The 23,601-nt window shown below is 64.2% G+C and carries 23 protein-coding genes; 10 read left to right on the forward strand and 13 right to left on the reverse strand.

Annotated features, from left to right (window positions below):
- Nucleotides 1-33: 33 nt before the first annotated feature.
- From GTA51_RS12095 to GTA51_RS12120, 6 genes are all read right to left on the reverse strand, one after another.
- Nucleotides 34-2,907, reverse strand: coding sequence for a fused MFS/spermidine synthase (locus GTA51_RS12095; RefSeq protein ID WP_160961419.1), 2,874 nt, complete (start codon nt 2,905-2,907; stop codon nt 34-36).
- A 78-nt stretch (nt 2,908-2,985) separates the two neighbouring features.
- A complete protein-coding gene (gene nth / locus GTA51_RS12100; protein WP_160961420.1) occupies nt 2,986-3,618 on the reverse strand; it encodes an endonuclease III in 633 nt (210 codons plus the stop codon).
- A 67-nt stretch (nt 3,619-3,685) separates the two neighbouring features.
- Nucleotides 3,686-4,240 carry a pyruvoyl-dependent arginine decarboxylase gene (locus GTA51_RS12105; RefSeq protein WP_043631488.1) on the reverse strand — a complete coding sequence of 185 codons (555 nt, stop codon included), beginning with the start codon at nt 4,238-4,240 and terminating at the stop codon, nt 3,686-3,688.
- 48 nt (nt 4,241-4,288) lie between these two features.
- Complete coding sequence (locus GTA51_RS12110; protein ID WP_160961422.1) at nt 4,289-5,056, reverse strand: SPOR domain-containing protein; 768 nt, start codon at nt 5,054-5,056, stop codon at nt 4,289-4,291.
- A 57-nt stretch (nt 5,057-5,113) separates the two neighbouring features.
- Nucleotides 5,114-6,769, reverse strand: coding sequence for an arginine--tRNA ligase (gene argS, locus GTA51_RS12115; RefSeq protein ID WP_160961424.1), 1,656 nt, complete (start codon nt 6,767-6,769; stop codon nt 5,114-5,116).
- Between the two features lie 4 nt (nt 6,770-6,773).
- A complete protein-coding gene (locus GTA51_RS12120) occupies nt 6,774-7,724 on the reverse strand; it encodes an acyltransferase domain-containing protein (protein ID WP_160961426.1) in 951 nt (316 codons plus the stop codon).
- A gap of 98 nt (nt 7,725-7,822) precedes the next feature.
- Between GTA51_RS12120 and GTA51_RS12125 the strand changes: the two genes are divergently transcribed.
- Entirely contained in the window at nt 7,823-8,521 is a 699-nt protein-coding gene (locus GTA51_RS12125; RefSeq protein ID WP_160961427.1) for an RsmG family class I SAM-dependent methyltransferase, read from the forward strand.
- Here GTA51_RS12125 and GTA51_RS12130 read toward each other — a convergent pair.
- Nucleotides 8,482-8,712, reverse strand: a complete 231-nt coding sequence (locus tag GTA51_RS12130) for a hypothetical protein (RefSeq protein WP_160961429.1) — start codon at nt 8,710-8,712, stop codon at nt 8,482-8,484. The two genes, GTA51_RS12125 and GTA51_RS12130, sit on opposite strands and share 40 nt — an antisense overlap.
- A 23-nt stretch (nt 8,713-8,735) precedes the next feature.
- The gene (locus tag GTA51_RS12135; RefSeq protein WP_160961431.1) at nt 8,736-9,200 is read right to left on the reverse strand and encodes a 23S rRNA (pseudouridine(1915)-N(3))-methyltransferase RlmH; all 465 of its coding nucleotides are present in this window, start codon (nt 9,198-9,200) and stop codon (nt 8,736-8,738) included.
- 103 nt (nt 9,201-9,303) lie between these two features.
- Between GTA51_RS12135 and GTA51_RS12140 the strand changes: the two genes are divergently transcribed.
- The 3 genes from GTA51_RS12140 (at nt 9,304) to GTA51_RS12150 (ending at nt 12,247) form a co-directional block, all read left to right on the forward strand.
- Nucleotides 9,304-9,894 (forward strand): DUF4390 domain-containing protein, encoded by a 591-nt coding sequence (locus GTA51_RS12140; protein WP_160961432.1) that lies wholly within the window; start codon nt 9,304-9,306, stop codon nt 9,892-9,894.
- 78 nt (nt 9,895-9,972) lie between these two features.
- A complete protein-coding gene (locus GTA51_RS12145) occupies nt 9,973-10,902 on the forward strand; it encodes a TIGR01777 family oxidoreductase (protein WP_160961434.1) in 930 nt (309 codons plus the stop codon).
- Nucleotides 10,895-12,247, forward strand: coding sequence for an HD domain-containing phosphohydrolase (locus tag GTA51_RS12150; protein ID WP_160961436.1), 1,353 nt, complete (start codon nt 10,895-10,897; stop codon nt 12,245-12,247). Before GTA51_RS12145 ends, GTA51_RS12150 begins: the two co-directional genes overlap by 8 nt.
- A 142-nt stretch (nt 12,248-12,389) precedes the next feature.
- Here the strand turns inward: GTA51_RS12150 and GTA51_RS12155 are convergent, their stop codons facing one another.
- Nucleotides 12,390-13,100 carry a purine nucleoside phosphorylase YfiH/LACC1 family protein gene (locus tag GTA51_RS12155; RefSeq protein ID WP_160961437.1) on the reverse strand — a complete coding sequence of 237 codons (711 nt, stop codon included), beginning with the start codon at nt 13,098-13,100 and terminating at the stop codon, nt 12,390-12,392.
- On the reverse strand, nt 13,097-13,732 hold the full coding sequence (locus tag GTA51_RS12160) for a 5-formyltetrahydrofolate cyclo-ligase (RefSeq protein ID WP_343039510.1): 636 nt from the start codon (nt 13,730-13,732) through the stop codon (nt 13,097-13,099). The genes GTA51_RS12155 and GTA51_RS12160 overlap by 4 nt, the downstream gene beginning before the upstream one ends.
- A 75-nt stretch (nt 13,733-13,807) precedes the next feature.
- Between GTA51_RS12160 and GTA51_RS12165 the strand changes: the two genes are divergently transcribed.
- The 3 genes from GTA51_RS12165 (at nt 13,808) to GTA51_RS12175 (ending at nt 17,079) form a co-directional block, all read left to right on the forward strand.
- On the forward strand, nt 13,808-14,476 hold the full coding sequence (locus GTA51_RS12165; protein WP_160961439.1) for a metallophosphoesterase: 669 nt from the start codon (nt 13,808-13,810) through the stop codon (nt 14,474-14,476).
- A gap of 7 nt (nt 14,477-14,483) precedes the next feature.
- Complete coding sequence (locus tag GTA51_RS12170; RefSeq protein WP_160961440.1) at nt 14,484-16,232, forward strand: response regulator; 1,749 nt, start codon at nt 14,484-14,486, stop codon at nt 16,230-16,232.
- Between the two features lie 82 nt (nt 16,233-16,314).
- Nucleotides 16,315-17,079, forward strand: a complete 765-nt coding sequence (locus GTA51_RS12175) for an exodeoxyribonuclease III (protein WP_160961442.1) — start codon at nt 16,315-16,317, stop codon at nt 17,077-17,079.
- 64 nt (nt 17,080-17,143) lie between these two features.
- Here the strand turns inward: GTA51_RS12175 and GTA51_RS12180 are convergent, their stop codons facing one another.
- Nucleotides 17,144-18,622: a fused MFS/spermidine synthase gene (locus GTA51_RS12180; protein ID WP_160961443.1), complete on the reverse strand. Its 1,479-nt coding sequence runs from the start codon at nt 18,620-18,622 to the stop codon at nt 17,144-17,146.
- Nucleotides 18,623-18,792: 170 nt separating this feature from the next.
- Here GTA51_RS12180 and GTA51_RS12185 point away from each other — a divergent pair, with 170 nt between their 5' ends.
- Nucleotides 18,793-19,506 carry a carbonic anhydrase gene (locus GTA51_RS12185; RefSeq protein WP_160961444.1) on the forward strand — a complete coding sequence of 238 codons (714 nt, stop codon included), beginning with the start codon at nt 18,793-18,795 and terminating at the stop codon, nt 19,504-19,506.
- A 335-nt stretch (nt 19,507-19,841) separates the two neighbouring features.
- Here the strand turns inward: GTA51_RS12185 and GTA51_RS12190 are convergent, their stop codons facing one another.
- Nucleotides 19,842-20,267 (reverse strand): hypothetical protein, encoded by a 426-nt coding sequence (locus GTA51_RS12190; protein ID WP_160961446.1) that lies wholly within the window; start codon nt 20,265-20,267, stop codon nt 19,842-19,844.
- A gap of 361 nt (nt 20,268-20,628) precedes the next feature.
- Complete coding sequence (locus GTA51_RS12195; RefSeq protein WP_160961447.1) at nt 20,629-21,810, reverse strand: TOBE domain-containing protein; 1,182 nt, start codon at nt 21,808-21,810, stop codon at nt 20,629-20,631.
- 277 nt (nt 21,811-22,087) lie between these two features.
- On the opposite strand from GTA51_RS12195, the gene GTA51_RS12200 reads away from it, so the two are divergent.
- Together GTA51_RS12200 and GTA51_RS12205 are read left to right on the forward strand one after the other, a co-directional pair.
- The gene (locus GTA51_RS12200; RefSeq protein ID WP_160961449.1) at nt 22,088-22,807 is read left to right on the forward strand and encodes an alpha/beta fold hydrolase; all 720 of its coding nucleotides are present in this window, start codon (nt 22,088-22,090) and stop codon (nt 22,805-22,807) included.
- Nucleotides 22,807-23,577 carry an ATP-binding cassette domain-containing protein gene (locus GTA51_RS12205; protein WP_160961451.1) on the forward strand — a complete coding sequence of 257 codons (771 nt, stop codon included), beginning with the start codon at nt 22,807-22,809 and terminating at the stop codon, nt 23,575-23,577. The genes GTA51_RS12200 and GTA51_RS12205 overlap by 1 nt, the downstream gene beginning before the upstream one ends.
- Nucleotides 23,578-23,601 lie beyond the last annotated feature (24 nt).

Consider the following 23,601-nt stretch of genomic DNA (forward strand, 5'->3'; position numbering starts at 1 on the left):
GTCTATCGGGAATCGCGATGCGTTCCGGGCCCTCTAAAAGGGACTGGTAAACCCAAAGGTCCGGGCCAGCCACTCCATGTAGGTTTTGGCTCCGGCGCTGGCCTGGGCACCCTTAAAGGCCACCCGGGCCAGATCTTCGGCCTGGGAAATAAGTCCGGCCATGCACAGCACGTACACCCGGGCCGGGGCCAGATTGCTGGGATAGCCCAGCTCCTGGGCGCGCTTGAGCTTGGCTTCGGCCAGCAGATAGTTGCGCTCGGCCAGGGCCTTGACCCCGAGCTGGAACTCGGTTTCGGCCGAGGGCGACATGCCGGCGGCCAGGGCCTTGCCCACGATCTCGACTTTTTTGGGGTCGGATTTCATGAGCCACAGCGGCAATACCTGCAAATCCGTGCCTGAAAGTACGTAATTGACCGCCGGCAGCGGCGGCGGCGGGGGAATCATATTGTTTAAGAATGTGTTTATGATCTGCTGGGTCTCAAACCAGGCCTCGGCTTCGGCTTTGACCGGCTGGGGCAACAGCAGGGCTGCCTCGGCCGAGTGGGCGAAGCGTTCCTTCGAGGCCATGGCGTCCATCAGCGCGTTGTGGACAGCGACGTCGCGCTGCTGGGCCTGCGGGGTTTCGGGGTAGCCGGTCAGGCGTTTGGGATAGTTGTCGGTCAGCGGCCGGGTGTCGCCGAGGTAGTCGGTGAGCGCCTGGCCGTCGAGCATGAAAAGCGCCCCGAGCTGGGCCGGCTCTTCCAGGGCGATCTGGCGCAGGCCGGGGCCGGTGACGGGGTCCTGCCACAAGCGCGAAAAATCAACGGCCGGCACAGGGCCCTTGGGCTTTTTAACGCCCACCATCATCCAGTTGAAGTTGTCGCCGGTCCACAGCGAGGTGTGCTCGAACACGTCGGCAAAGGCCTTAAGGATTGCCTTGGCGTCGCCAGGGGACAGTTCGAACACCGGCAGCCAATAGGTGACCATGCCGCCGTCGTTTAACCGATCACGCATGAGCGCGAAGTATTCCCGCGAATAGAGATTGACCACGCCGGCCATCATGGGTGGGGGCGGCTCGGCCGTTATGATGTCGAACTTTTTGCGCGTGGCCAGCAGGAAGAACCGGCCGTCCTCCACATGGGCGGAAACGCGGGGATCGTCCAGGGGATTGGTCCCGGGCTGGGGGTAGACCACCTTGCTGCCGGCCAGGACGTCGCGGGAGATGTCCACCACGTCGATGCGCTCCAGGCGCTTGTCCTCGACCAGGGCCGAGGCCGTGGAGCCGGTGCCGAAACAGATGAGCAGGGCGGATTTGGGATTGGGCAGCACGGCTTCGGGGAAATAGGCGAACAGCTTCATGTAGCGCCGCGCCCCCCGGTCTGTGGAGGACATGGAATAGCCGTCGGTGACCAGCCGGTAATACAAAGGCTGGCCAAGGTAATCCTTGCGCAGATACTGCAACGTGCCGGCAACACCTTCCACGGTGGCGACCAGGCTTTCGCCGTCTTTGAGAAAGTCCAGGCAGGCGCGGTTTAAATAGCCCCGCATGGCGCCGAAGGGAAAAAGGGCCAAAAACAGGGCAAAGGCAACGGTCGCTCCCTGCAAAAACCGATTGGTCCGAAACGAGGGCCAGGGCGGGGTCGGGCCGGCGCATAAAAGGGCCGGCAGGAGGTAGAGGGCGCACAGGGCGAAAAGGGATTTTTCCATGCCCATGGCCGGGATGAGGACAAAGCCGGCCACCAGCGGTCCGGCCATGGCTCCCAGGGTGTTGGCCATGGCCACCAGCCCGGCCGAGCGCGCCCGGTCGCCGACCTCGCGGTGAAACGCCTCGGCCAGGGTGGTGAACAGCAGGCCCGAGACAAAGGCGGCCGGAAACATGAGGGTCAGGGAGAGCAGCGTCACGTAGCGCCAATCCAGGGATTGGTAGCCGTCGATGGACACGCCCGAGGCGGCTTCAAACAGGCGAAAGGATGCCAGGGCCGCCGCCCCGACGAGCAGGGCCAGGGATGCGGTGATGCGGCGTCCGTCGGCCTCGCGGCGCAGCCACCAGCCGGCGAACATGCCGCCAAGGCCGATGCCGGCCAGGATGACGGCCAGCATGACGGCAAAGGCCAGACTGGTTGAGCGCACAAAAAGTTGCAAAAACCGCGTCCAGACCACTTCCAGGGCCAGAAAGGCCCCTCCGGCCAGGAAGCCGGCCGCCAGGAGCCGTTTGGCCCGTCTGGTCAGCGGCGCGGCAGCGGAATTGGCCAGGGCGTCCTGGCGGTCCGGCTCGTCGCGAAAGCGCCGGGCAATGGCCAAGGCACCAATCGCGGCCAGGATATTAAGCCCGGCAGCAACCAGACCGGTCCCGACCAGCCCCAGCGGCCCGATAAGCACCACCTCGCCCAAAAGCGCCCCCAGGCAGGCACCCAGGGTATTGACGCCGTAGAGCCGCCCCAGGGCCGTGCCGAATTCGCCCGGTCGCCGGGCGAGCGCTTTGACCAACAGCGGCAGGGTCACGCCCATGGCCGTGGCCGGCAGCAAAAAGAGCAGAAAAGAAAAGGAAAAGCGCAAGGTGTTGAGCAGCGCCGGAGAGTCCAGGGCTGGGTGGAGCATGGCTCCGAGCCAGACCGAGAGCATGGGGAAACACAGGACCAATAACGCCCCCCAGACGCCGACCAACAGCTCCATGGCGGCATAGAACCGCACCGGATCGAGGACGTCGCGGCCAAAGCGGGAAATGAGCGCGTTGCCAAGGGCCAGCCCGCCCATAAAGCTCGACAGCACCAGGGCGCTGGCATAAATGCCGACGCCAAAGGTCAGGCCGGCCAGATGGAACCACAAGGTCTCAAAGATCAGGGCCGAAGCGCCCGAGACCAGGAATACGGCCACAAGGACCAGACGGTCGCGGCGGGAGGCGAGAGGAGGAAGAGTCACGGCTGGCATACAGGGCCTCGGGGCAGGCCGACGCTGATTGGGAAGCGAGGACATCCCGGGCGGCGGCGCAGGGGGATAGTAACGTGGTCAAACCCCGAGTTTGGGGCAGATGTCGTCCAGAACACAGCTGTCGCACCGGGGCTTGCGGGCCTTGCACACCTCGCGACCAAAAAGGACCAGCAGATGGTTGATCTCGCCGTAGGCGGCGCGCGGGAACAGCGGCATTAAATCTTTCTCAATGATGACCGGGTTTTCCGATGTCGTCAAGCCCATACGGAAGGCCAGGCGGCGCACATGGGTGTCCACGGCGATGCCAACGTTTAGGCCCAGGGCGTTGGACAACACGATGTTGGCGGTTTTGCGGGCAACGCCGGGCAGGGCGGTCAGTTCGGCCATGGAGGCCGGAATCCTGCCTTCGTGCCTGGCCATGAGCAGCTTGGCGGCGGCGACGAGATTCTTGGCCTTTTGCCGGAAAAAGCCGGTGGCGTGGACCACACCTTCGACTGCGGCCACGTCAGCCTGGGCCAGGGAAGACGGATCGGGCCAACGGCTGAAAAAGCCGGGCGTGACGGTATTGACCCGGGCGTCGGTGCATTGGGCGGCAAGAACCGTCGCCACGAGAAGCTCGTAGGCGTTGTGGTGGACAAGCGCCGGCTCGGGATGGGGAAAAACCGTCCGCAGCCGGGCGTGGATCAGGGTGGCGCGGGCAGCCGCGTCCATTACCGGAATCTCCGGTTGGTCGCGGCTGCCGGCCAAACGAGGGTTGCCCCGGGAAGTCCCATACGGGCTAGGGAATGAACACCACCGCCGAGATGGTCGTGGTCCACATGCCCGTTTCACCGGTGGTGACGCAGGGCATGGAGGCGGAGTCGATGATTTTGCCGCTCATGAGGTAGGTCTGGCGGCGTTCATCGTAGGCCGTCTCGGGATCGAAATCGATGCCAAGGGTGGTGGCCAGCATGGTGGAGGCCAGATCCTCGGCAAAGTCGCCGATCTCCTGTTCTTCGGAGCCAAAGCCGGTGTGCTCGGAGATGTAGCCGTAGTTGGATTTGTCGGCCGGGAAGGCCATGCCCACGGCAGAGCCGACCAGGCGGTTTTTTTCGTCGGTGGCGTTGCGCGCCATGACGCAGAAGGTGATCTGCCCGGGGCTCAGCAGCTTGACACCCTCTTCCGGGGTCAGCAGCTGGCAGTGGGGCGGATAAATGCTCGACACGTAAACCAAGTTCAGCTTTTCGATGCCAGCCTCACGAAGCGCCAGCTCAAAAGACTGCAGCTTGTTTTTGTGGCGGCCGACGCCCTTGGTGAAAAACGCCTTGGTGGGAACGGAAGAGCCTGGAAGCATGGGCAGTCCTCTTTATGCACTCAGATTTGCCGCGAAAGCGGGCAATCCTCATAAGGGTTTTTTGCCGAGAAGTATAGAACCTTTTTCGCCGGTCCGCTTGAGGGAATCGGTAATCTCCGCGTCAGAGCCTTTGATCTGGATGGTTACCCGGAACACTTTGCTGTTATTGGATTTTGCTTCGGTGACCGAAGCTGTGATCCCTTTTTTGGCCAACTGTTTGACATGGGTCTCCGCCTGCTCCCTGGCTGGGAACGAGGCAACCTGGTAGGTGGCGGCATAACGCACCGAGGCCTTTTTGTCGAAGGGCATTTTGGGCTCGACTTTGGCCGCTGCCACTGCTTTGGGCTCATCGGGCACGGCTTTGGGGGCCGGTGCGGCCGGTGCGGCCGGTGCGGCCGTTCGGGCCGGGGCCACGGGCCGCACTTCCGTCAGGTCGTGGGGCTTGGCCGGGGGAGCGGTCTTTTTTGGGTCGGCCGCAGCCTTGGACTCGGGCACAGACCCGCCTTCGCTGCCGGGTTGGCCGTGGATATCCTCCATAAATTGCAGATCTTCGGGCTTGAGCACCGAAGGCGGGGCCTGGGACGTGGTATTGTCCGGCATCCGGGCTTCGGTGGTCGGCATGATCTGGGCGAGCTGGGGCACGGCCGCCTCGGGCTTGTAGCCCCGGCCGACCAGGATGCCGAGTATAAAGACCCAGCACATGCCGAGAACCACCACGATGCCGACGGATACCACGCCGGACGTGCTGATCTCGAAGGTGAACTTGCGGGGGCCGCCGTTTTCGCGGGTCGCGTTGAGTCTGCTTAAAAGCTTCATGGGGGAATGATTCCTCGCCGACGTATAGGGCCTAAACGCGAGGCGTTGTCAATATGGTTACATGGCGTCGGGAGCGCAGACGCCCAGCAAATCCAGGCCGTTTCGCACCACCTGGGCCACGGCCTCAAGCAGGCGCAGGCGGGCGGCGGTTGTCGCCTCGTCCCCGGCGGTCAGCACGGGGTTTACCGTATAGTAGCGGTGCAGCCGGGCTGCCAGATCGCGCAGATAAAAGCTCACCAGGTGGGGCGAGAACGATCTGGCGGCGTTGGCCACGGTGTCCGGGTACTGTTCAAGCAGGCGCAGCAACTCCAGGTCTTCGCCCGTGTCCAGGCGCGCCAGAAGGTCGGTGGTGGCCTCGGGCACGGTCAGGCCGCGTTCGGCCGCCTTGGCAAACAGCGATTTGACCCGGGCGTGGGCATATTGGACGTAGTAGACCGGGTTGTCCATGGACTTTTGCGTGACCGCGTCCAGGTCGAAGTCCAGATGGCTGTCGGATTTGCGCGACAAGAACATGAACCGGGCCGCATCCGCGCCGACTTCGGCCACCACGTCGGCCAGGGTCTCGAACTTGCCGGCCCGGGTGGACATGGCGATCTGCTCGCCACCTTTGAGCAGATTGACAAGCTGGACCAGGATGACCTTGAGGCTGGCTTCGGGGTCGCGGCCAAGCGCGGCCACACAGGCCTTCATGCGCGGCACGTAGCCGTGGTGGTCGGCTCCCCAGATGTCCACCACCACGTCAAAGCCCCGGCGGAACTTGTCGGCGTGGTAGGCGATGTCCGAGGCGAAATAGGTCAGTTCGCCGCCGGATTTGACTAAGACCCGGTCCTTGTCGTCGCCAAAGGTGGTGGAGGCAAACCAAAAGGCCCCGTCTTTGTCATAGGCGAGATTTTTCTCGCGCAGGTCGGCAAAGGCGGCGTCCACGGCTCCGGCGGCCAGCAGCGTCGATTCCGGGAACCAGACCTCGTGGCCGACCCGGAAGTCGGTCAGATCTTTTTTGATGCCGGCCAGGATTTCCCGCTCGCCGTGCAGGCGGCAGATATCGGTGGCCTCGTCTTGGGGCATGGTCAGCAGCGTGCGACCGTGTTGGTCGATGAGTTCCTTGGCCAAATCTTTGATGTAGTCGCCCCGGTAGTAGTCCTCGGGTTCGGCCACGGTTTCGCCCAGCAGTTCGCGGCAGCGGTAGAGAATGGACTGCCCCAGGATGCGCATCTGGCGGCCGGCGTCGTTGATGTAATACTCGGTTTCAACGCTATACCCGGCCGCGCGCAGCACCCGGGCCAGACTGTCGCCCACGGCCGCACCGCGTCCGTGGCCGATATGCAGCGGCCCGGTGGGGTTGGCCGAGACGTATTCCACCTGGACCCGCACACCCTGGCCGATGGCGCAGCGGCCGTAGGCCTCGCCGGCCCGACCGACTTCCAGGACCGTCTCCTGCCAGAAGCCCGGGGTGAAGGCGACGTTTAAAAAACCCGGCCCGGCCACGCTGACCGCTGCCAGCCTCGGATCGGAGGCCAGGCTTTGGCGCAGGGCCTCGGCCAGTTCGCGCGGCGGCTTTTTGGCGGCCTTGGCAGCCATCATGGCCACGTTGGTGGCCAGATCGCCATGGGTCTTGTCCCGGGGCGGCTCGATGGTGGTCTTGGCCGGCCAGGCAATGTCCTGGGCCGCCAGGGCGCTTTGAAGCAGTTCGCGCAAAATATCGGTGGCGCGCATGGAATCAGGCCTCCAGGGCGGCGGCGTCGGCGGGCGCGGCCACGGCAAGAGCGGTGTAGGGTTGGCCGATTTCTTTGAGATTGGCGGCCAGCAGTTTGGTCAAAACGCCCTTGGGGCCAAGCTCCACGAAGGTGCGCGCCCCGGCCTGCCACAAGGCGGCAACGGTGTCGATCCAGCGCACCTGCGAAGTCATCTGCCGGGCCATAAGATCCAGCGCCTTGGCCGCATCCGGTTCGGGCGCGCCGGTGACGTTGTGAAAGACCGGGGCCACGGTCGGGGCGCGAAGCCCGCTGCGGCGCAGGACTTTTGCCAATTCGGCAGCGGGTTCGGCCATAAGCGGGCTGTGAAAGGCACCGCTGACGGCCAGGGGGACGGCCCGGCCCTTTTTCTCCTTGACCAGGACGCCGGCCGCCTCGACGGCGGCAGCGGTGCCGGAGATCACAAACTGGCCCGGGGAATTGTAGTTGGCAATAAGGAGCACTCCGCCAGTGGACTCGGCCGCCTGGCGCACCACGTCTTTGATGTCGTCCAGGGACAGTTTGAGCACGGCCGCCATCTTGCCGTCGCCGCCGGCCGCCTCGGCCATGAGCCGGCCGCGAAGGCTGGTCAGTTCAAAAACAGCCGGTACATCCAGCATGCCCGAAGCGGCCAGGGCAGCGTATTCGCCGAGGCTATGGCCGGCAAACCCTGCGATGGGGGAAAGTTTTGATTTGAGATGAAACCACAGGCCAAGGGTCACAGCGGTCATGGCCGGCTGCAGGGCGCGCGTGTCGGCCATGGCCGCCTCGTCGCCTTCCCAGTAGATTTCCCGCAGGGGCAGACCGGAAGCCTTTTCCGCCAAAAGCCACAGTTCGACCGCCTCGGTAGAGGTCTCGGCCAGGGTGCGGCCCATGCCTTTTTCCTGGGAACCCTGGCCGGGAAATAAAATGGCCAGGCTGTTTTGGGTTGCGCTCACGTTCGCCTCTCTTTAAGAGCATTTCGCGTCATTGCGGCCGCGATTGGTAGAGCAATGGGCCAAAATGTGCAATGGTCAATTTAGACGGGGAGGAGCGCATGACGCAAGGACAATCAGGCCCAGGCCCGGACGCTGTGTCCCGGCAGGCGGCCACACTCGGGCGGGTTTTGAGCCTGCCCCAGGCCGAGCTGCTGGCCGGCTATCTGGGACTACTGGCCCGCTGGCACGGAAAGGCCAATCTGGTGGGGCCGTCGGACTGGCGCGAAATTCTGGCCACACTGCTGGCCGATTCCTGGCATGTGGCCGATTTTCTGGCCGGCCCGGCCGCCGCCTTCCTGCCGCCCGGGGGGCAACCGGTGCTGGGGCTTGATTTCGGGGCCGGGGCCGGCCTGCCGGGCATACCGTTGCGGGCGTTTTGGAAGCGCGGGCCGTATGCGCTGCTCGAAGCCCGGCAAAAGCGCTGCGTCTTTTTGGGCGAGTGTCTGGCGCGCCTGCCCCTTGACGGCCTGTCTGTGGCCGAGGGGCGGGTGGAGGCCACGGTAGCGCCCGTCCTGGCTGCTGCCCCGGCCGGGACATTTGTCCTGTGCCTGGGCCGGGCCTTTGCCCCCTGGCCGCAGTTTCTGAGCCTGTGTCGGGAGCTTGTGCGCCGGCCCATGGCCGTTTTGACCATGACCGGCTCGCCCACACCGGCCGGCGAAACGCCGTCGGACTTCGTCCTGGCCGTGGCCGGCAGCTACGCCGTGGCCGGCAAGACCCGCTACGTGTCGCTATTCACGCCTTCGGCCGCTTCCATGTAAGCGTCCTTGAAAATAAGCCGGGTGGCTGTGGCGTCGGCCAGCTCGGCCAGATCCATGAGGCTTTCCAGGAAGTCGAGGATTTCGCCCTTGTCCGCCTCAGAGGCGTTTTCAAAGTCAAAGGCCAGATCGCCGGATTCAAAATACTGGCGCAGTTTGTTCAGATGGGCCGCGTCGATCAGGGGGAGGGACATGGCAGGTGCCGCCTTTGCGTGGGTTAGTGGTGATAGGGCGCGCCGGCATTGATGGCCGCTGCCCGGTAGAGCTGTTCGTAGAGCACCACCCGGGCCAGTTCGTGGGGCAGGGTGCCCGGCCCCAGGGCCAGGGTCAGATCGGCCCGGGCCAGGACGGAAGGGTCCAGGCCAAACGCGCCGCCGATGACAAAGCACGGTGCCCGGCCCGGGTCTTCGATCATGGTCCGCAGCTTCCCGGCCAGCTCCCGGGAGGCCAGGGAGCGGCCGTGTTCGTCCAGGACCACGAGGAAATCGCGCGGCCCCAGGCGTCCGAGCAGGGCTTTGGCCTCTTCGGCCTTGCGCCGGACCGGATCAGCGGATTTGCCGTCGCGCACGAGCAGCTCCTCGACCGGCAGATAGCGCCGCAAAGCGTCCAGATAATGGGAACACGCGTCACGAAAATAAGGGGCCTTGGCCTGGCCAACAACAAGGAGACGAATCGGTTTCATAGGCTGGCCGGGGTTTAGCCGAGGGGCCGGGCTGTTGTCAAAGCCGCCGCCTTGGATTAGGCCGTTACACGGTTGGCCTGAATCTGCGTCCCGTAGGAGAGGCATGTCGTTTTTGGTTGCAGGAAGTCGCGCCCCCCGGCGATTTGCCGTTTGTGCTGCCATGGCTGTGGTCATGGCCGCCTTGCTTGGCGTGGTCCGGCCGGCTGCGGCCCAGGAACTGCTCCTGACCAATCTGGTGCTCAACAACTATGAGGGCAGAATCCGGGTCCGCTTCGGCATCGAGCCATCAAGCCTGGAGCGCATCAATCAGGTGCTGGCCGCCGGCGAGCGCCTGACCCTTCGCTGCAAGGCCAGACTGTCCCTGCGCCGTGACTACGTCTGGAACGAGGAAGTCAACGCCGCGACCTGGGAGAGTGAACTGCGCCGGCTCAAAGGCGGCGAGTTCGTCGTCAACCTGCCCGGCCAGGGGACGGTGGCCGACAAGGATCTGGGGACGCTTTTTCATAAGCATCTCAGTGAAATTCTTATGGACCTTGGCTCCTGGGATCGTTTGGAGCGGGGGGTGACCTACGTGCTCACCCTGGAACTGGCCCTGACCCGTCCCGATGTTTCGCCGTGGCTTAAAAACGGCCTGTTCTTCTGGTCCTTCGACGCCGCCCGGCCTGTTTCCTACCAGCTTGATTTTACCTACTGATTCCGGTCGCCGGTTGCCATCGTCCCTGGTTCCCGTGTAGTGCTTGGGTCGCATTGACTTTGATGCGGGGAGGCGCACATGCGGGTGGTCATTATCGGTGGTTCGGGGTTTATCGGCCGGGCCTTGACTCGTTCGCTGGTCGGGGACGGGCATTTAGTCGTGGTCGTCTCACGCACGGGCGCGGGGCGGGCACCGGCCGGTGGCGTCTCGTTTGCTCCCTTTGACGGAAAATCCGGCCAGGGCTGGGCCGAGCACTGCGACGGTGCTGCGGCCGTGGTCAATCTGGCCGGGGAAAATATCGCCTCGGGCTTTTGGAGCGCGACCAGAAAACAGCGCATCCTGGAAAGCCGTGTGGACGCCGGACGGGCTGTGATGGACGCCCTTGAACGGGTGTCGCACCGCCCGGCTGTGCTCGTCCAGGGGTCGGCCATCGGCTATTACGGCGACCGGGGCGACGCCCCCACAGACGAGGACACTCCCCGGGGAACCGGTTTTCTGGCCGAGGTGGCCCAAGCCTGGGAGGCGTCCACTGCCGCAGCCCAAGCCCTTGGCGTGCGCCGGGTGGTGGCCCGGACCTCTGTCGTACTCGGGGCAGCCGGCGGGGCCTTGCCGCGCATGCTGGCCCCGTACCGTTTTTTTTGCGGCGGGCCGCTGGGCTCAGGCCGGCAATGGTTTTCCTGGATACATCTTAACGACGAGATCCGGGCCATCCGCTTTCTCATGGAGCAGGAACAAGCCTCGGGGCCGTACAATCTGGCCGCCCCGCAAGCCGTGACCCAGGCCGATCTGGCCGCCGCCCTTGGCAAGGCCCTGTCCCGGCCGGCTTGGCTGCGCACCCCGCCTGCGGTGCTGCGGCTGGTGCTGGGCGAAATGGGCCAGGAACTTTTGTTAAACGGGGCGCGCGTGGCACCCCGGCGTCTTACCGAGCTTGGTTTTACCTTCCGTTTTCCCACTCTAGCCGCCGCCCTGGCCGAAATCCTTGGCGGCCCGGATGTTTCCCATGCCTGACGACGGTTTCGACGCAACGGTTGGGGCGCGCGTTCTCATTGTGGAGGACGAAGCCGTGGTGGCCCTTGATGTGCGCCATCGGCTCATGCGCCTGGGCTACGTCGTGGCCGGCATCGTCGATTCCGGCGAAGAAGCTGTACGCAAGGTGGAAGAGCTTGAGCCGGATTTGGCGCTCATGGACATCATGCTGGCCGGTGCCATGGACGGCGTGGACGCTGCCGCCATCATTCGGGAACGTTTCGGCACGCCGGTGGTTTTTTTAACCGCCCATTCCGACCGGGCCACCCTGCGCCGGGCCGGCGAGGTCGGTCCGTATGGCTATCTCATCAAGCCCTTTGAAGAGCCGGAGCTGCAAAGCGCCCTGGAAATCGCCCTGTACAAGTCGCGCATGGAGCGCAAGCTGGCCCAAAACGAGCGCCTCACGGCGGCCACGCTCCAGTGCCTGGGCGAGGGGCTGCTTACCACCGACGCCTCGGGACGGGTCTGTTTCGTCAATCCGGCAGCCGAACTCCTGCTCGGTCTTGCGGCCACAACCATCCTGGGCCAGCCCCTGGAAGCGGTCTACCGGGCCACTCCCGGCCAGCCCGGCGGGCTGGCCGGCCGGGAGCTGACCGTGCTGCACTGCCCTGCCGGGCGCGATGTGCCCGTGGAGCAGACCACTTCGCCCATCCTGGATGGACGGGGACAGACAATCGGCCGGGTGGTGGTCTTTCGCGACGTCAGCAAACGTCTGGAAGCGGAGCGGGCGCTGCGCGAATCCCTGGCCAACCTCCAATGCGCCCTGGCCGAAACCGTCAACGCCCTGACCGTCACCTCGGAAAAACGCGACCCCTTCACCGCCGGCCACCAGCAGCGCGTGTCGCATCTGGCCGCTGCCCTGGCCAAGCGCCTGGGGTTGCCCGAAGCGGAGCAGGAAGGCCTGCGGGTGGCTGGTCTGGTCCACGACATCGGCAAGATTCATGTGCCGACCGAGATTCTGGCCAAGCCCGAAGCCCTCAATGCCATGGAAAGGGGGCTTATGCGCGACCACAGCACCGTTGGCCACGAAATCCTCAAAGACATCCCCTTCCCCTGGCCCGTGGCGCGGATGGTTCTCGAGCACCATGAGCGCCTGGACGGTTCCGGCTATCCGTCGGCACTTGGCCGGGAAGACACACTTTTTGCCTCGCGCATCCTGGCCCTGGCCGACGTGGTCGAAGCCATGAACTCCCACCGGCCCTACCGGGCAGCCCCTGGGCGCGAAGCGGCCCTGGCCGAAATCCGGGCCGGCCGGGGACGGCTGTACGAACCGGATGTGGTCGATGCCTGCTTGGCCCTGTTCCTTGACGACGACTACTGCTTTTAACCAAGCGGCAGCGCACGCGAGAGGAGAAGGCAGAAGAGTGCCTCCGGCGGCCGGGGGCCTGAGGCCCCCGGACCCCCCACCGGGGAAAGTAATTCAGGGGGTTATGGCGTTGGCTGGCAGGTTGGTCGGTTGATGACCGGGCTTATTTTTCTTTAATCCAGATGAGGCTGGCTTGACGGCCGGTGGACTTGTCGCGCCGGTAGGAGAAAAACTGCGGCAGGGACTTGGTGCACAGGTCCAGGGCGTAGATGCGGTCCCGGTTAAGGCCAACGGCGGTCAGTTGGTCGCGGGTGAGCCGCCACAGGTCGAGCTTGCGGCTGCGATGGTCGAAATACGGCCTGAACCGCTCGCCGAATTCGCTTTCAAAGGCCGTGAATTCCGATTCACCCGGTCCCAGGCTGGGGCCGCGCACCGCCGAAAGCTCGCCAGGGGCCAGCCCGTAACGCACGCAAAACGAGCGCACGGCCCGGCCGCAAAAATCCTGCACATTCCCGCGCCAGCCCACATGCAGGGCCATGACATAGCGGCCCGAGGCATGGCTGATGAGCACCGGCTGGCAGTCGGCGGTTTTGATGGCCAGGGCATGGCCCGCACGCGTCTCGGTCATGCCGTCGCCGGCCTCGATGCTCGGGCGGGCAAGGGTCTCGAATTCCGGCTCGAAAATCATATTCACGCCATGCACCTGGCGCAGCGAATGCCAGACGGCAAAGCCCAGTTCGGCTTGCAGGGCCGTGCGTGCCGCCGTTACCGCCAAGGGATCGCTGGCACCGGTAAAGGCCAGGGTGTCCGGTCCGGTGCCAAAAGCGCAGGCCACACCCGGAATGTCCGGGAAAGCGAAGGGAATATAATTCATGCTGGTATGAGGGTGGTTTGCCGGTCGGTGACGACCGCGTTGACGGGCCGGTCCCAGGGGTCGGCCGGGAGGGCGGCCACGAGTTGGAAATCAAAGGCCAGCCCGACGGAAAAGGCCCGGGCGATCTGGGGCAGGGCCAGCAGCCGGTCGTAGTAGCCGCCGCCAAACCCCAGGCGTCGGCCCTGTGCGTCAAAGGCCAGACCCGGCACCAGGATCAGATCCGGGGCAAAGGCCTGGGGCGGGCGACACACCGCCTCCCGGGGCTCCAGGATGCCGAAGCGACCGGGAACAACATCGGACAGGCAGGTCACACAGCCGAAATCGAGCAGCCCCGGGGCCTGGCTGCGACAGCGCGGCAAGAGTAGCCGTTTGCCGTCGGCCAGGGCCTGCCCGGCCACCAGGGCGGCGTCCACTTCGTTTTGAACAGGCAGATAGGCCGCCACCTCCCGGGCCGCGCGGTAGGCCGGCAACGCCAGCACGCGCGCCGCGACCTCCTGGCTGGCCAGGGCCACGTCGGTGGCGGCCAGGGCGTCGCGTCGGGCTCGCATGTCCCGGCGAAGCCCGGCCTTGGCCGGATCGGGGTTTTTGTCCATGTCGCTGCGTACCGGCCGATCTGGTTGCAATGTTTTCACAACCGTTTCATACTAACAGGCAAGACCCGCCAGGGGAAGGGCGGGGACACGACGTTGGCGCACAGGGAGAGTGTGATGACCGGCAGTGCATTCTGGATAGGCATAGGCGACATCCATGATGATGTTTCGGCCCTGACCCGCATTCCCGGACTCGACGGCGCGGCAGGCCTGATCATCAGCGGCGATCTGACCGTCAAGGGCGGCGTGGCTGCGGCCAAGCGGGTCATTGCCGCTGTTCGCGACAAAAATCCTGTTATTTTCGCCCAGATCGGCAACATGGACAAGGCCGAGGTGGACACCTACCTGTCCGGCGAGGGAGTCAACCTCCACGCCACCGGCCGCGTGACCCCGCAAGGCGTGGGCTTTTTCGGCTGCGGCTGGTCCACCCCGACGCCCTTTGGCACGCCCAGCGAAGCTGGCGAGGATCGCATTGCCGCCTGGCTCGACGCCGGCTATGACGCCGTGGCCCATTGTCCGCGTCTGGTGCTCGTCTGCCACACCCCGCCCTACGACACGGCCGTGGACACGGTCGGCGGCGGCGCCCATGTGGGCAGCCGGGCCGTGCGGGCCTTTATCGAGCGCGTCCAGCCCGATGTCTGCCTCACCGGGCATATCCACGAAGCAACGGCGGTCGATGTCCTTGGCCGCACCATCATCGTCAATCCCGGACTGTCGGCGGCCGGCGGCTATGCCCGCATCGAGGCCGGCCCGGATGGCGTTACGGCCCGCCTGTGCCGCGCGTGAGCGCCTGATGCTGGTCTATAGCGTCATCGATATTGTCTTTTACCGGGCGTTTCTCAGTAAAATCTACCTCACCATCGGGGTCGATTACCGGTTTTTGACGCCTGAAGAAGCCCCGGCCGCCCTGGCCGCCGCCAATCCGCCACCCGATGTCGTGCTTATTCAGGATTCCTATGCCGGGGTGGCCTGCGCCCATCTTCTGGCCCAGATCCGCGCGACGGTGCAAACCCTTGGCACCGAACTGCCCATCCTGTGCCTGCGCCCCTTTGACGAGACCCAGGAACAGTGCAGTCTGGCCTGCGCCCCGCTGGGTTCCGATCTGCATCCGGTCAACCGGCTGAATCTGGCCCAGGTCCTGACCGACTTGAAAAACGCCTTGGCTGGCACCCCCTTGGCCGCAGCCGGTCCCCGGGAAATCCTTTTTGTCGATGGCGGCAGGACGCTGCTCCATGTGGTGCGTGCGGCCCTGGCCGACAGCGGCTTTCGGGTGGTGTCCGCCCACGACGCCGAGACGGCCCTGACCCTGTGCCGCCAGCACGTGTTTGAACTGGTTCTCACCAGCGTGCTGCTGCCGGGCATGTCCGGATTGGATCTGTGCCGCCAGCTCAAGGAAGACAACCCGGGGCGGTATCTGCCGGTCGTCATCCTGTCGAGCAGCGACAATCCCATTGATGTGGACACGGCCTTTAACTGCGGGGCCGACGACTATCTGCTCAAGTCGTTTACCGCCGAGATGCTCTCGGACAAAGTTTGCGAGCACCTGGATGTGGCCGAGCGCAAACGGCACAACAAGATTCTGGTCGTCGATGACAGCAAGCTCATCCGGGAACTGTTGCGCCACAGTTTCATCAAGAACGGCCACTGCGTCCTGACCGCCGAGAACGGAGCCAAAGCCCTGGAAATCGCCTTGGCAGAGCATCCCGACGTGGTGGTCACGGACATCGAAATGCCAGAAATGGACGGGTACGCCCTGTGCGCGGCCATCCGCGACCATCAGGAACTGCGCAACACCCTGGTCGTCATCATGAGCGCCCGGGGCCGGGCCAGCGACATCAAACGCGGCGAGCGGCTTGGGGTCTCGCGCTATTTCGTCAAACCTTTTGACGTGGAAAAAATGCTCCTTGTGGTGGAACAGCTCCTGGGCGAGAGCTACCGCCACATTAAAAAGGAGTACGAGCACGTCTTATCGAGCATGTCGGCGCTTATTACGGCCCTGGAGGCCCGGGACGAATACACCAAGGGCCATACGGCCCGGGTGTCGCGCGTGGCCATGCGTCTGGGGCGGGCCATGGGGCTGAGCGAAAAGGAACAGCGCAACCTGGAAATCGGGGCCAACCTCCACGACATCGGCAAGATCGGGGTGCGCGATGCGGTGCTTTTAAAACCCGGCCGCCTGAGCCCGGAGGAATACGCCAATATCCAGGAACATGCCGTTATCGGGGCGGAAATCCTGCGTCCCATCGTCTCTCTGGGTTCGGTGCTGCCGCTGATCCTGCTCCACCATGAGCGCTGGGACGGCCAGGGCTATCCCACGGCCATCTGCGGCGAGGCCATACCCCTTGGCGCACGCATCATTGCCATTGCCGACGCCTTTGACGCCATGACCACCGACCGGCCCTATCGCATCGGTATGCCGCTCAAACGTGCCCTGGGCATCATACGGGAAGAGGCCGGGCGGCAGTTTTGCCCGATCTGCTCCGCCGCCTTTTTGCCCATGCTCGACGGCGTCGAGGCCCTGGGCGATCTCGCGGAAGCGTAACGTATTCTTTTCCTCCCCGCGCCTGGTTGCAGCGGGCTGCTCCCGCCGCCAGGCACACGCAAGCGCAACAGGATGTATTTTTATGATTTTAGTGAGCTGGAACGTCAATGGCCTGCGGGCCGTGGTGCAAAAAGGGTTCTGGGAGTGGCTTGCCGCCAGCGGCGCGGATGTGGTCGGGGTGCAGGAGTCCAAAATCCAGACCGGCCATGAGGCGGATTTCGGCCACACCGACTCCTATAAGACCGTCTGGTCCAGTTCCACGGTCAAAAAGGGCTATTCCGGTGTGGGCTGCTTTTACCGGGTCGAGCCATTGTCCATTGTCAGGGAGCTACCCGATGCCGCGTTTACCGGGGAAGGGCGCGTGTTGCAGCTGGAATTTGAGGAGTTCTACTTTTTTAACATCTATTTCCCCAACGGCGGCCGGGGACCGGAACGGCTGGCCTACAAGCTCGGCTTTTACGACGCCTTTCTGAATCACGCCGAAACCCTGCGCCAGGTCAAGCCCATCGTGGTCTGCGGCGATTTCAACACCGCCCACACCGCCCTGGATCTGAAAAACGCCAAAGCCAATGAGAAAACATCGGGATTTTTGCCCGAGGAACGGGCCTGGCTCGACCGGTTCACGGCCGCCGGCTACGTGGATACGTTTCGCCTGTTCGAGACCGGGGGCGGCCACTATAGTTGGTGGGATTACCGCTTCAAGGCCCGGGAGCGCAATGTGGGCTGGCGCATTGATTATTTCTTCGTGTCGGAAGAACTGCGCCCCAAGGTCAAGCGGGCCTGGATCGACGCCACGGTCTTCGGTTCGGACCACTGTCCGGTGGGCCTGGAGATCGAGAGCCGTTAGGTTTTTGCAAAACGCCGGTGGGCCTGTCGGACGAGGCGCTCGGCCAGGACGCAGTCCTGCGGCGTCAGCCTTTTGCAAACAGCAGGGCGCACAGCCATTCCACCGGCGCATGGTCGTCGGTGAGCACCATCCCGCCGGCCACGGCCGACGCTTCCAGCCGTTTCTCCAGAAATCGCCGTTTCTCCGGGTCGCTGCCCAAAGGCAGGGGACCGGGGTGGTTTCTGGCCAGCAGCATGATATTGCGGGCGGCCTGCGGCGAACCGGCGCTGTCCAGCGGATACAGGGCCACGTCGTCAAAGACGGCGGCAAAGGTGGCGGCCAGGGACCGGATAAACCGTGCACCGTCGCCTTCCAGCGTCCCGATGGCATTGACGATGACCGTGCCCTGCGGTGTGAGGAGATGTTGCAACCGCTTGGCCGCTTCCCTGGTGACCAGATGAAAGGGCGGGGCGTAGTCCGTGCCGAAGGCGTCGAGGTAGATCAGATCGAAGGGGCCGCCGTCGCGGTTGATGACCATACGGGCGTCCTCGTGGACGATGGTCAGGCCCGGGTGGGGCATAAGGCCGAAATGCTCCCGGGCCAGTTCGGTCACGCCGGGGTCGAGTTCCACCACCGTGACGGCGGCCTGGGGCCGCGCGGCCAGGACATGGCGGGGAAAACTGTAGGCCCCGCCGCCAAGGAGCAGCACCCGGGGAGCAGCCGGGGCCATCTCCAGGCCCAGGGTAAAAAATCGGGTGTAATCAAGGGCCAGTTCGTCCGGGGCGTCGGGGTACATGGCAGACTGGAAGCGCGAGGGGCCGGTGGTCATGACCCGGATGGGCCGGGCCGTTTCCGGGTTTAAGCCCTCATAGACCAGCACCCGGCCATAGGCCGTGTCCACGTCGTGGATGCCGGCCTCGGTAAGCAGGGCGTTTTGGGCCGTCAGCCACAGGCCGCCAAGGGCGATAACCGCCACGGCTGCGGCCTTGGCCCTGGCGTCGGCCCGGCTGGCGAGCAGCGAGACGGCAACCAGAAAGACCGCCGTGACCAGCAGGATGGTGGTGGAACCCAGGGCGGCCACCAGCACGAACCCGGCGGCAAAGGTGCCGACGATGCTGCCCAGGGTGGAAAGGGCGTAGAGGCGTCCGGCCGTGGCTCCGACGGTTGCCGCATCGCCAAGGGCCAGGCGCACGGCGAATGGAGCCACCATGCCGAGCAAGCCGGCCGCCGGGGCAAACAGGAGCAGTGTGGCGGCAATGACGCCCAGACGCGGCCCAAGGCCCTGGCCCATGAGAAAATCCAGCAGCAGGGCCTTGGTCACGGCCGTGGCGGCTGTAAACAGGGCGGCCAGCAAAATGACCACCGACAGGGTCCGGGTCGAAGGCCTGCGGTCGGCAAGGCGCCCGCCCTGCCAGTAGCCCAGGGCCAACGCGGCCATGACCACGCCGATAAGCCCGGTCCAGACCACGATGGACGTGCCGAGAAACGGGGCCAGAATACGCGCGCCAACGATTTCCAGGACCATGACCGCCGCGCCGCAGCCAAAAACCACAAGCTCAAGCATGGGATGCTCCACCGATGCCCACGGTGCCGGGCATCGTTACAGGATTGTTGCTCTTAACCGGCTCTCCCGGGCACCGTAAAGGGGGCGGGCGGATTGTTTTTGACCAGGACCGCCCCTGTGCGGTAGCGTAAGGAAATATCCTTAAGACACCCAGGCAGGGAGGGTTCTCGATGAAACGGTATTTGATGGCGATGGCAGTGGCGGCGGTAACGATTTCCATGGCGACGGCGGCCATGGCCTTTTCCGGTGGTGCCGGCATTGGTGCCGACGAAGCGCTTGGCCGCCTCAAGGAAGGCAATACCCGCTACATCGGCGGGGCAGCGGTGGGGCCGCGTCAGGACGCCGCCCGGCGGCATGAAACGGCGACCGGCGGGCAGCATCCTTTTGCCACGGTCCTTTCGTGCGCCGATTCCCGGGTTCCGGTCGAAGTCGTTTTCGACCAGGGCGTGGGCGACGTCTTTGTGGTGCGCGTGGCCGGCAACGTGGCCAATACCGACGAAATCGGCACCATCGAATACGGGGCCGAGCATCTGGGCGTGCCGTTGGTCGTGGTCCTGGCCCATACCAAGTGCGGCGCGGTCACGGCGGTGGTCAAAAACGAGCATGTCACGGAAAACATCGGCAAGCTCGTGGCCCCCATCGTGCCGGCGGTGGCTGGCGTGAAAAAGCGCTTTGTCTCGGCAGACATGGACGAACTGATCAGCCGCTCCATCGAAGCCAACATGTGGCAGGCCATTGACGATATGTACACCAAGAGCCCGCTGCTCAAAAAGATGGCCGCCGACGGCAAGATCAAGGTGGTTGGCGCGCTCTACGACATTGATTCCGGCAATGTGCGCTGGTTCGGGGAGCATCCCTCCAACGCCACGCTGCTTGGCAACTAGTGAGGCATTCACAAAAAAGAGTTCTATTTTTTGTGAATAAAGAGCATAAATTAAAAGTGTTGGTTTATTGCTGGCCAAGCCGGCAATGAGCGGACGCAACGCGTATGGCGATTTGGCCATTCCAGGCGGCTCCCCAAGGAGCCGCCTTTTTTTGTGCGCCCTGGCAGGTGCAGTGCCGGGGCTTGAGCCCTTTTCCCAGGCGGGCTTCAGCCGGAGCCGGCCAGACCAGGGCGGCCAACATGCGGCGACTCTGCCGGCGGCGTTGGTTGGTGGTGTCTGTTGCGGTGTAATGCAACGACAGAATCAGAAAAATCCCTTCAAACCGGCGCGTTTCACTAATCCCACAGGCCGGAATGGGTGAAATGCAAGGTTTTGCGTTTGCATTGCGGGCAGTAATAGCCGCCATCCGTAAGGGTGAGGGTCATGTTTTTTTGGGCGATGTTCCAGGAAGCCACGGTTTCCCCCGGACCCTGTGGCGCAAGGGCTGGGTCGGCATACGACGTGATGTCCCCGTGGGGACAGTCGCGGGGGCGCGCCATGGGATCAAGGACGTTAAAAAGGACCAGTTGCCCGGTCGCCTGGCACAAGCCTGGAAACAGGCACACGGTTTTAAAATTCGCAAAGCCGCCGAAAAGGGGCAGCGACGGGCGGGAGTAGCCGCAGGAACAGGCGGCGCTGACCAGCGTCCCGGCTGGAAGGGGACGGGGATAACCGGCAAGGAAAGCAACAAGGATGAGGACGGCGGTCAGATGTAAGCGCATCGCGAATCTCCTGGCGCCAAGCACCTGGCGAAGCGGTGGGGCGGCAGTGCCGTGCGGCAGCCTTTTGCCCGACAGCGAAATATTCCAGGGCTTCAGGCGAAGTGTCGGGGGCGGCAGAGCCGGCTGCGGTGGCCTGTTGGGCCGGGCAGCGTACATTTTTTGAGGATAATCGATTTTCTGATTTGGTCAAAGGCCTGCGGTGCAGGCTGGCCGTACCGTTTTCGGCAATTGCTGCCGTCCGGGTGTCGCTGCCTGAGCCGCTGCGTCAGTTGGACAGTGCGGCGCAAACGACCGTGGTGCGGGACCGTACACACGGAGGCGCGGGAGGACGGGGGCCGCGAGGCCCCCGCAGCAATGCGTTTTACGGAATGTTGATGATGACGCTAAAGGCCTTAAAGAAAAACCAGACCGGGTCGCCTTCCTTAAGATCCAGACTCTCCACGGATTCGGCTGTGATCAGCGCGCACATGGGTGTGCCGTCCAAAAGTTCGCCCATAAGCTCCACCGCCACGCCATCGCCACGAATTCCGGTCACCCGGCCGGGAAAACAGTTGCGGGCGCTGGTCTTGGCCCGAAATTCGTCCTTGGCCACCAACACCCAGGGGGCTTTGACCAAGGCGGTGATGGGATCGGATTCGGACAGGCCGAGCCGCTCGAAACTTTCGTTGGTGATGACCGAAACCACTTCCTGGCTGGTCGAGGTCGTCAGGGATATTTCGGTGAACAGCGGACTCTTGCGTACGCTGGAAACGGTGCCGAAAAAGGTGTTGCGGGCGCTGGTTTTCATGCGGCTCTCCTTGGCGACGCAGCGGCTTATGATGCGCTGGCAGTCCTTGTCGGAAAATGAGCAATAGATGGAAGTCAGGACGACGCTGGAATGGCCGAGAAGCATCTGGACCACAGGCAGGGGGACGCCGCTGCGCAGGAGTTCAACGGCCCGGGAATGGCGCAGCGTCGTGGGACTGACCCGGCCCGGCGGCAGACCGGCGCGTCTGGCTTGTTCGTAGAGTTTTCGCCGTACGAATCCGGGATCAAGGCTAAACAATTCCCCTCGCAGGGACCGGTTCAGCGGACTGCTGATAAATCGCTCGACATCATTGAGAAAATCACGCGGCATAACCACTTTGCGCGGTCCGTCCTCGCTACGCGATCCGGGAAAACTGATCGTACCCCGGGCCATGTCGATGTCGGTGCGCTCGTTGACGGCCAACACCTCGCCGAGTTTGGCACCGCTTAAGCGCAGCATGACATAGACCAGACGCATGCGTTCCCTGGCTCGTCGGATGGACGGGGTGCGGCCGGTATCGCGCCAGGAGATAAAAGCCTGGGTCAGGCGGGTCAGTTCTTCGTCGTCCAGGTAGCGGATACCCGTTGGCACTGTAAAAAGCGCCGCTTGACAGGCTGTGGTGTGGGACTGGCGACGTGCTCCCTCACCCACATCCTTTCGGGCCAGGGTGGTGGCGGCGTGCTCGTAGAGGCGGCGCAGGGTCGGCGCATCCAATCGGTTGACCAGTTCGAAGATATTTTCTTCTGCTGTGCTCATGGTTAAACGCTGTAGCGTGGCACCTGTGTGTTGTAAAGCATAAGAGACCTGTGTCACGAATAATACTGCTGACGTGTTAGTTTTTAATGTTTGGACAGAAAAGAGGGTGTCACGAAATTTATATTCTACGTGAGAGCGACATGCGTTGGCTGTTTCACTATCACGGGTAGTATTAAATTCATGAGGCTGGATTCCTTTGCGAGTTGTTGTAAAGTGCCCGTGTCGTTCCCGCTGCAAGCTTCGCAGCCTGTCGCCGCAGGAACGCCAAGGAGGTAGTATGGCCACGTTCGTTTGCATCCACGGAGCGTTTCAGGGCGGCTGGGTCTGGAAGGACACCGCCCGGACCCTGGCCGCCCTGGGGCACACCGCCCTGGCTCCAACGCTGTCCGGCTGCGGCCACCATGCCCATGCCATCATGGGGCCGGGACTTGGACTTGAAGCCTTTCGGCGCGATGTCACCTCTTTTTTTGCCCTGGAAGATCTCGAAGAAGCCATTTTGGTGGCCCACAGCTATTCCGGGCTGATCTGCGCCGCTGCCATGGCCGAACTTGCGCCCAGACTGGCCGCCACGGTCTACGTGGACGCGCTGTTGCCGCTGCCGGGCCGCAGTTTTGCCGAGATGGCCGGTGCGCCCTTCCAGGCCATGCTGGCGGCCCGGATCCGCGACGGCTGGCTGGTCAACCCCTGGGATGCGCCCATGTTTGGTGTCGCCGGGGATGAGCGGGCGCAGTGGTTTCTCTCCCGGCTGTTCCCGTTTCCGCTGGCCGCCTTTACCGACGCGACTGCGCCCGGGGAGACCGAGTTCCCGCAACACCGCCATTACGTGCGCTGCACCGCCAACCCCAATCCCATGCTGGCCGCCAACGCCGCCCGGGCCGAAGGGCTTGGCTTTGCCATGCACGCCATCGACTCTGGCCACTGCCCCCAGTTGACGGCTCCGGTGGAACTGGCCCGGGTGCTGGCCGCCATCGCTGCGACGCTGGGCGGAACGGACTGATGCTGACGGCCTGTCTGGTCCGGCGACTGCCACACTTCACCTTGGAAGCGGATATCGTCTGTCCGGCCGGGAAAATACTGGTGCTCACCGGGCCGTCTGGATCGGGGAAGACGACGCTGCTGCGCCTTATCGCCGGGCTCGACACACCGCACCAGGGACGGGTGGCTCTGGGGGAGACGGTGTGGTGCGATACGGACCGGGGCATTGCCGTCCCGGTCCGGCGGCGCGGGATCGGGCTGGTTTTTCAGGACGCCTCGCTGTTTCCCCACCTGACCCTGGCCCGCAATGTGGCCTATGCCGCTGCCGATCCCGCCCTGGTGACAGAACTGCTCGGGCTTTTCGGCATCAGCCATCTGGCCGACGCCTATCCGGCGACCATGTCCGGCGGCGAGCGCCAGCGGGGAGCCCTGTGCCAAGCCCTGGCTCGGCGTCCCCGGGCGCTCTTGCTCGACGAGCCTTTTTCCGCCCTGGACGCCGCCACCCGTTTGGCCCTTTGCGGCGAACTGCTGCGGGTGCGCGAACTCTTTGCCATCCCCATCATCCACGTCACCCACGATCTGGCCGAAGCGGCCCGTCTTGGCGACACCATTGTGGCCGTTAATAACGGCCGCCTGGACCCGGACTGGTTTGAGGCGCAGCTCGACCTCCATCTGCGCGAGCAGCAGGTGCTGCTGGCCAGGCGGGGCATCATTGAGGCGGTCCCGAACCTTTGCGGGGCAGGACCATGGTCAGGGAATAGGGAATCGACCCGTCCCCGGCAGTCCTCCTGAGGTGCGACAGGAGCAAGCTGGTCG

The organism is Solidesulfovibrio aerotolerans (assembly GCF_009856865.1).
Taxonomy (GTDB): domain Bacteria; phylum Desulfobacterota; class Desulfovibrionia; order Desulfovibrionales; family Desulfovibrionaceae; genus Solidesulfovibrio; species Solidesulfovibrio aerotolerans.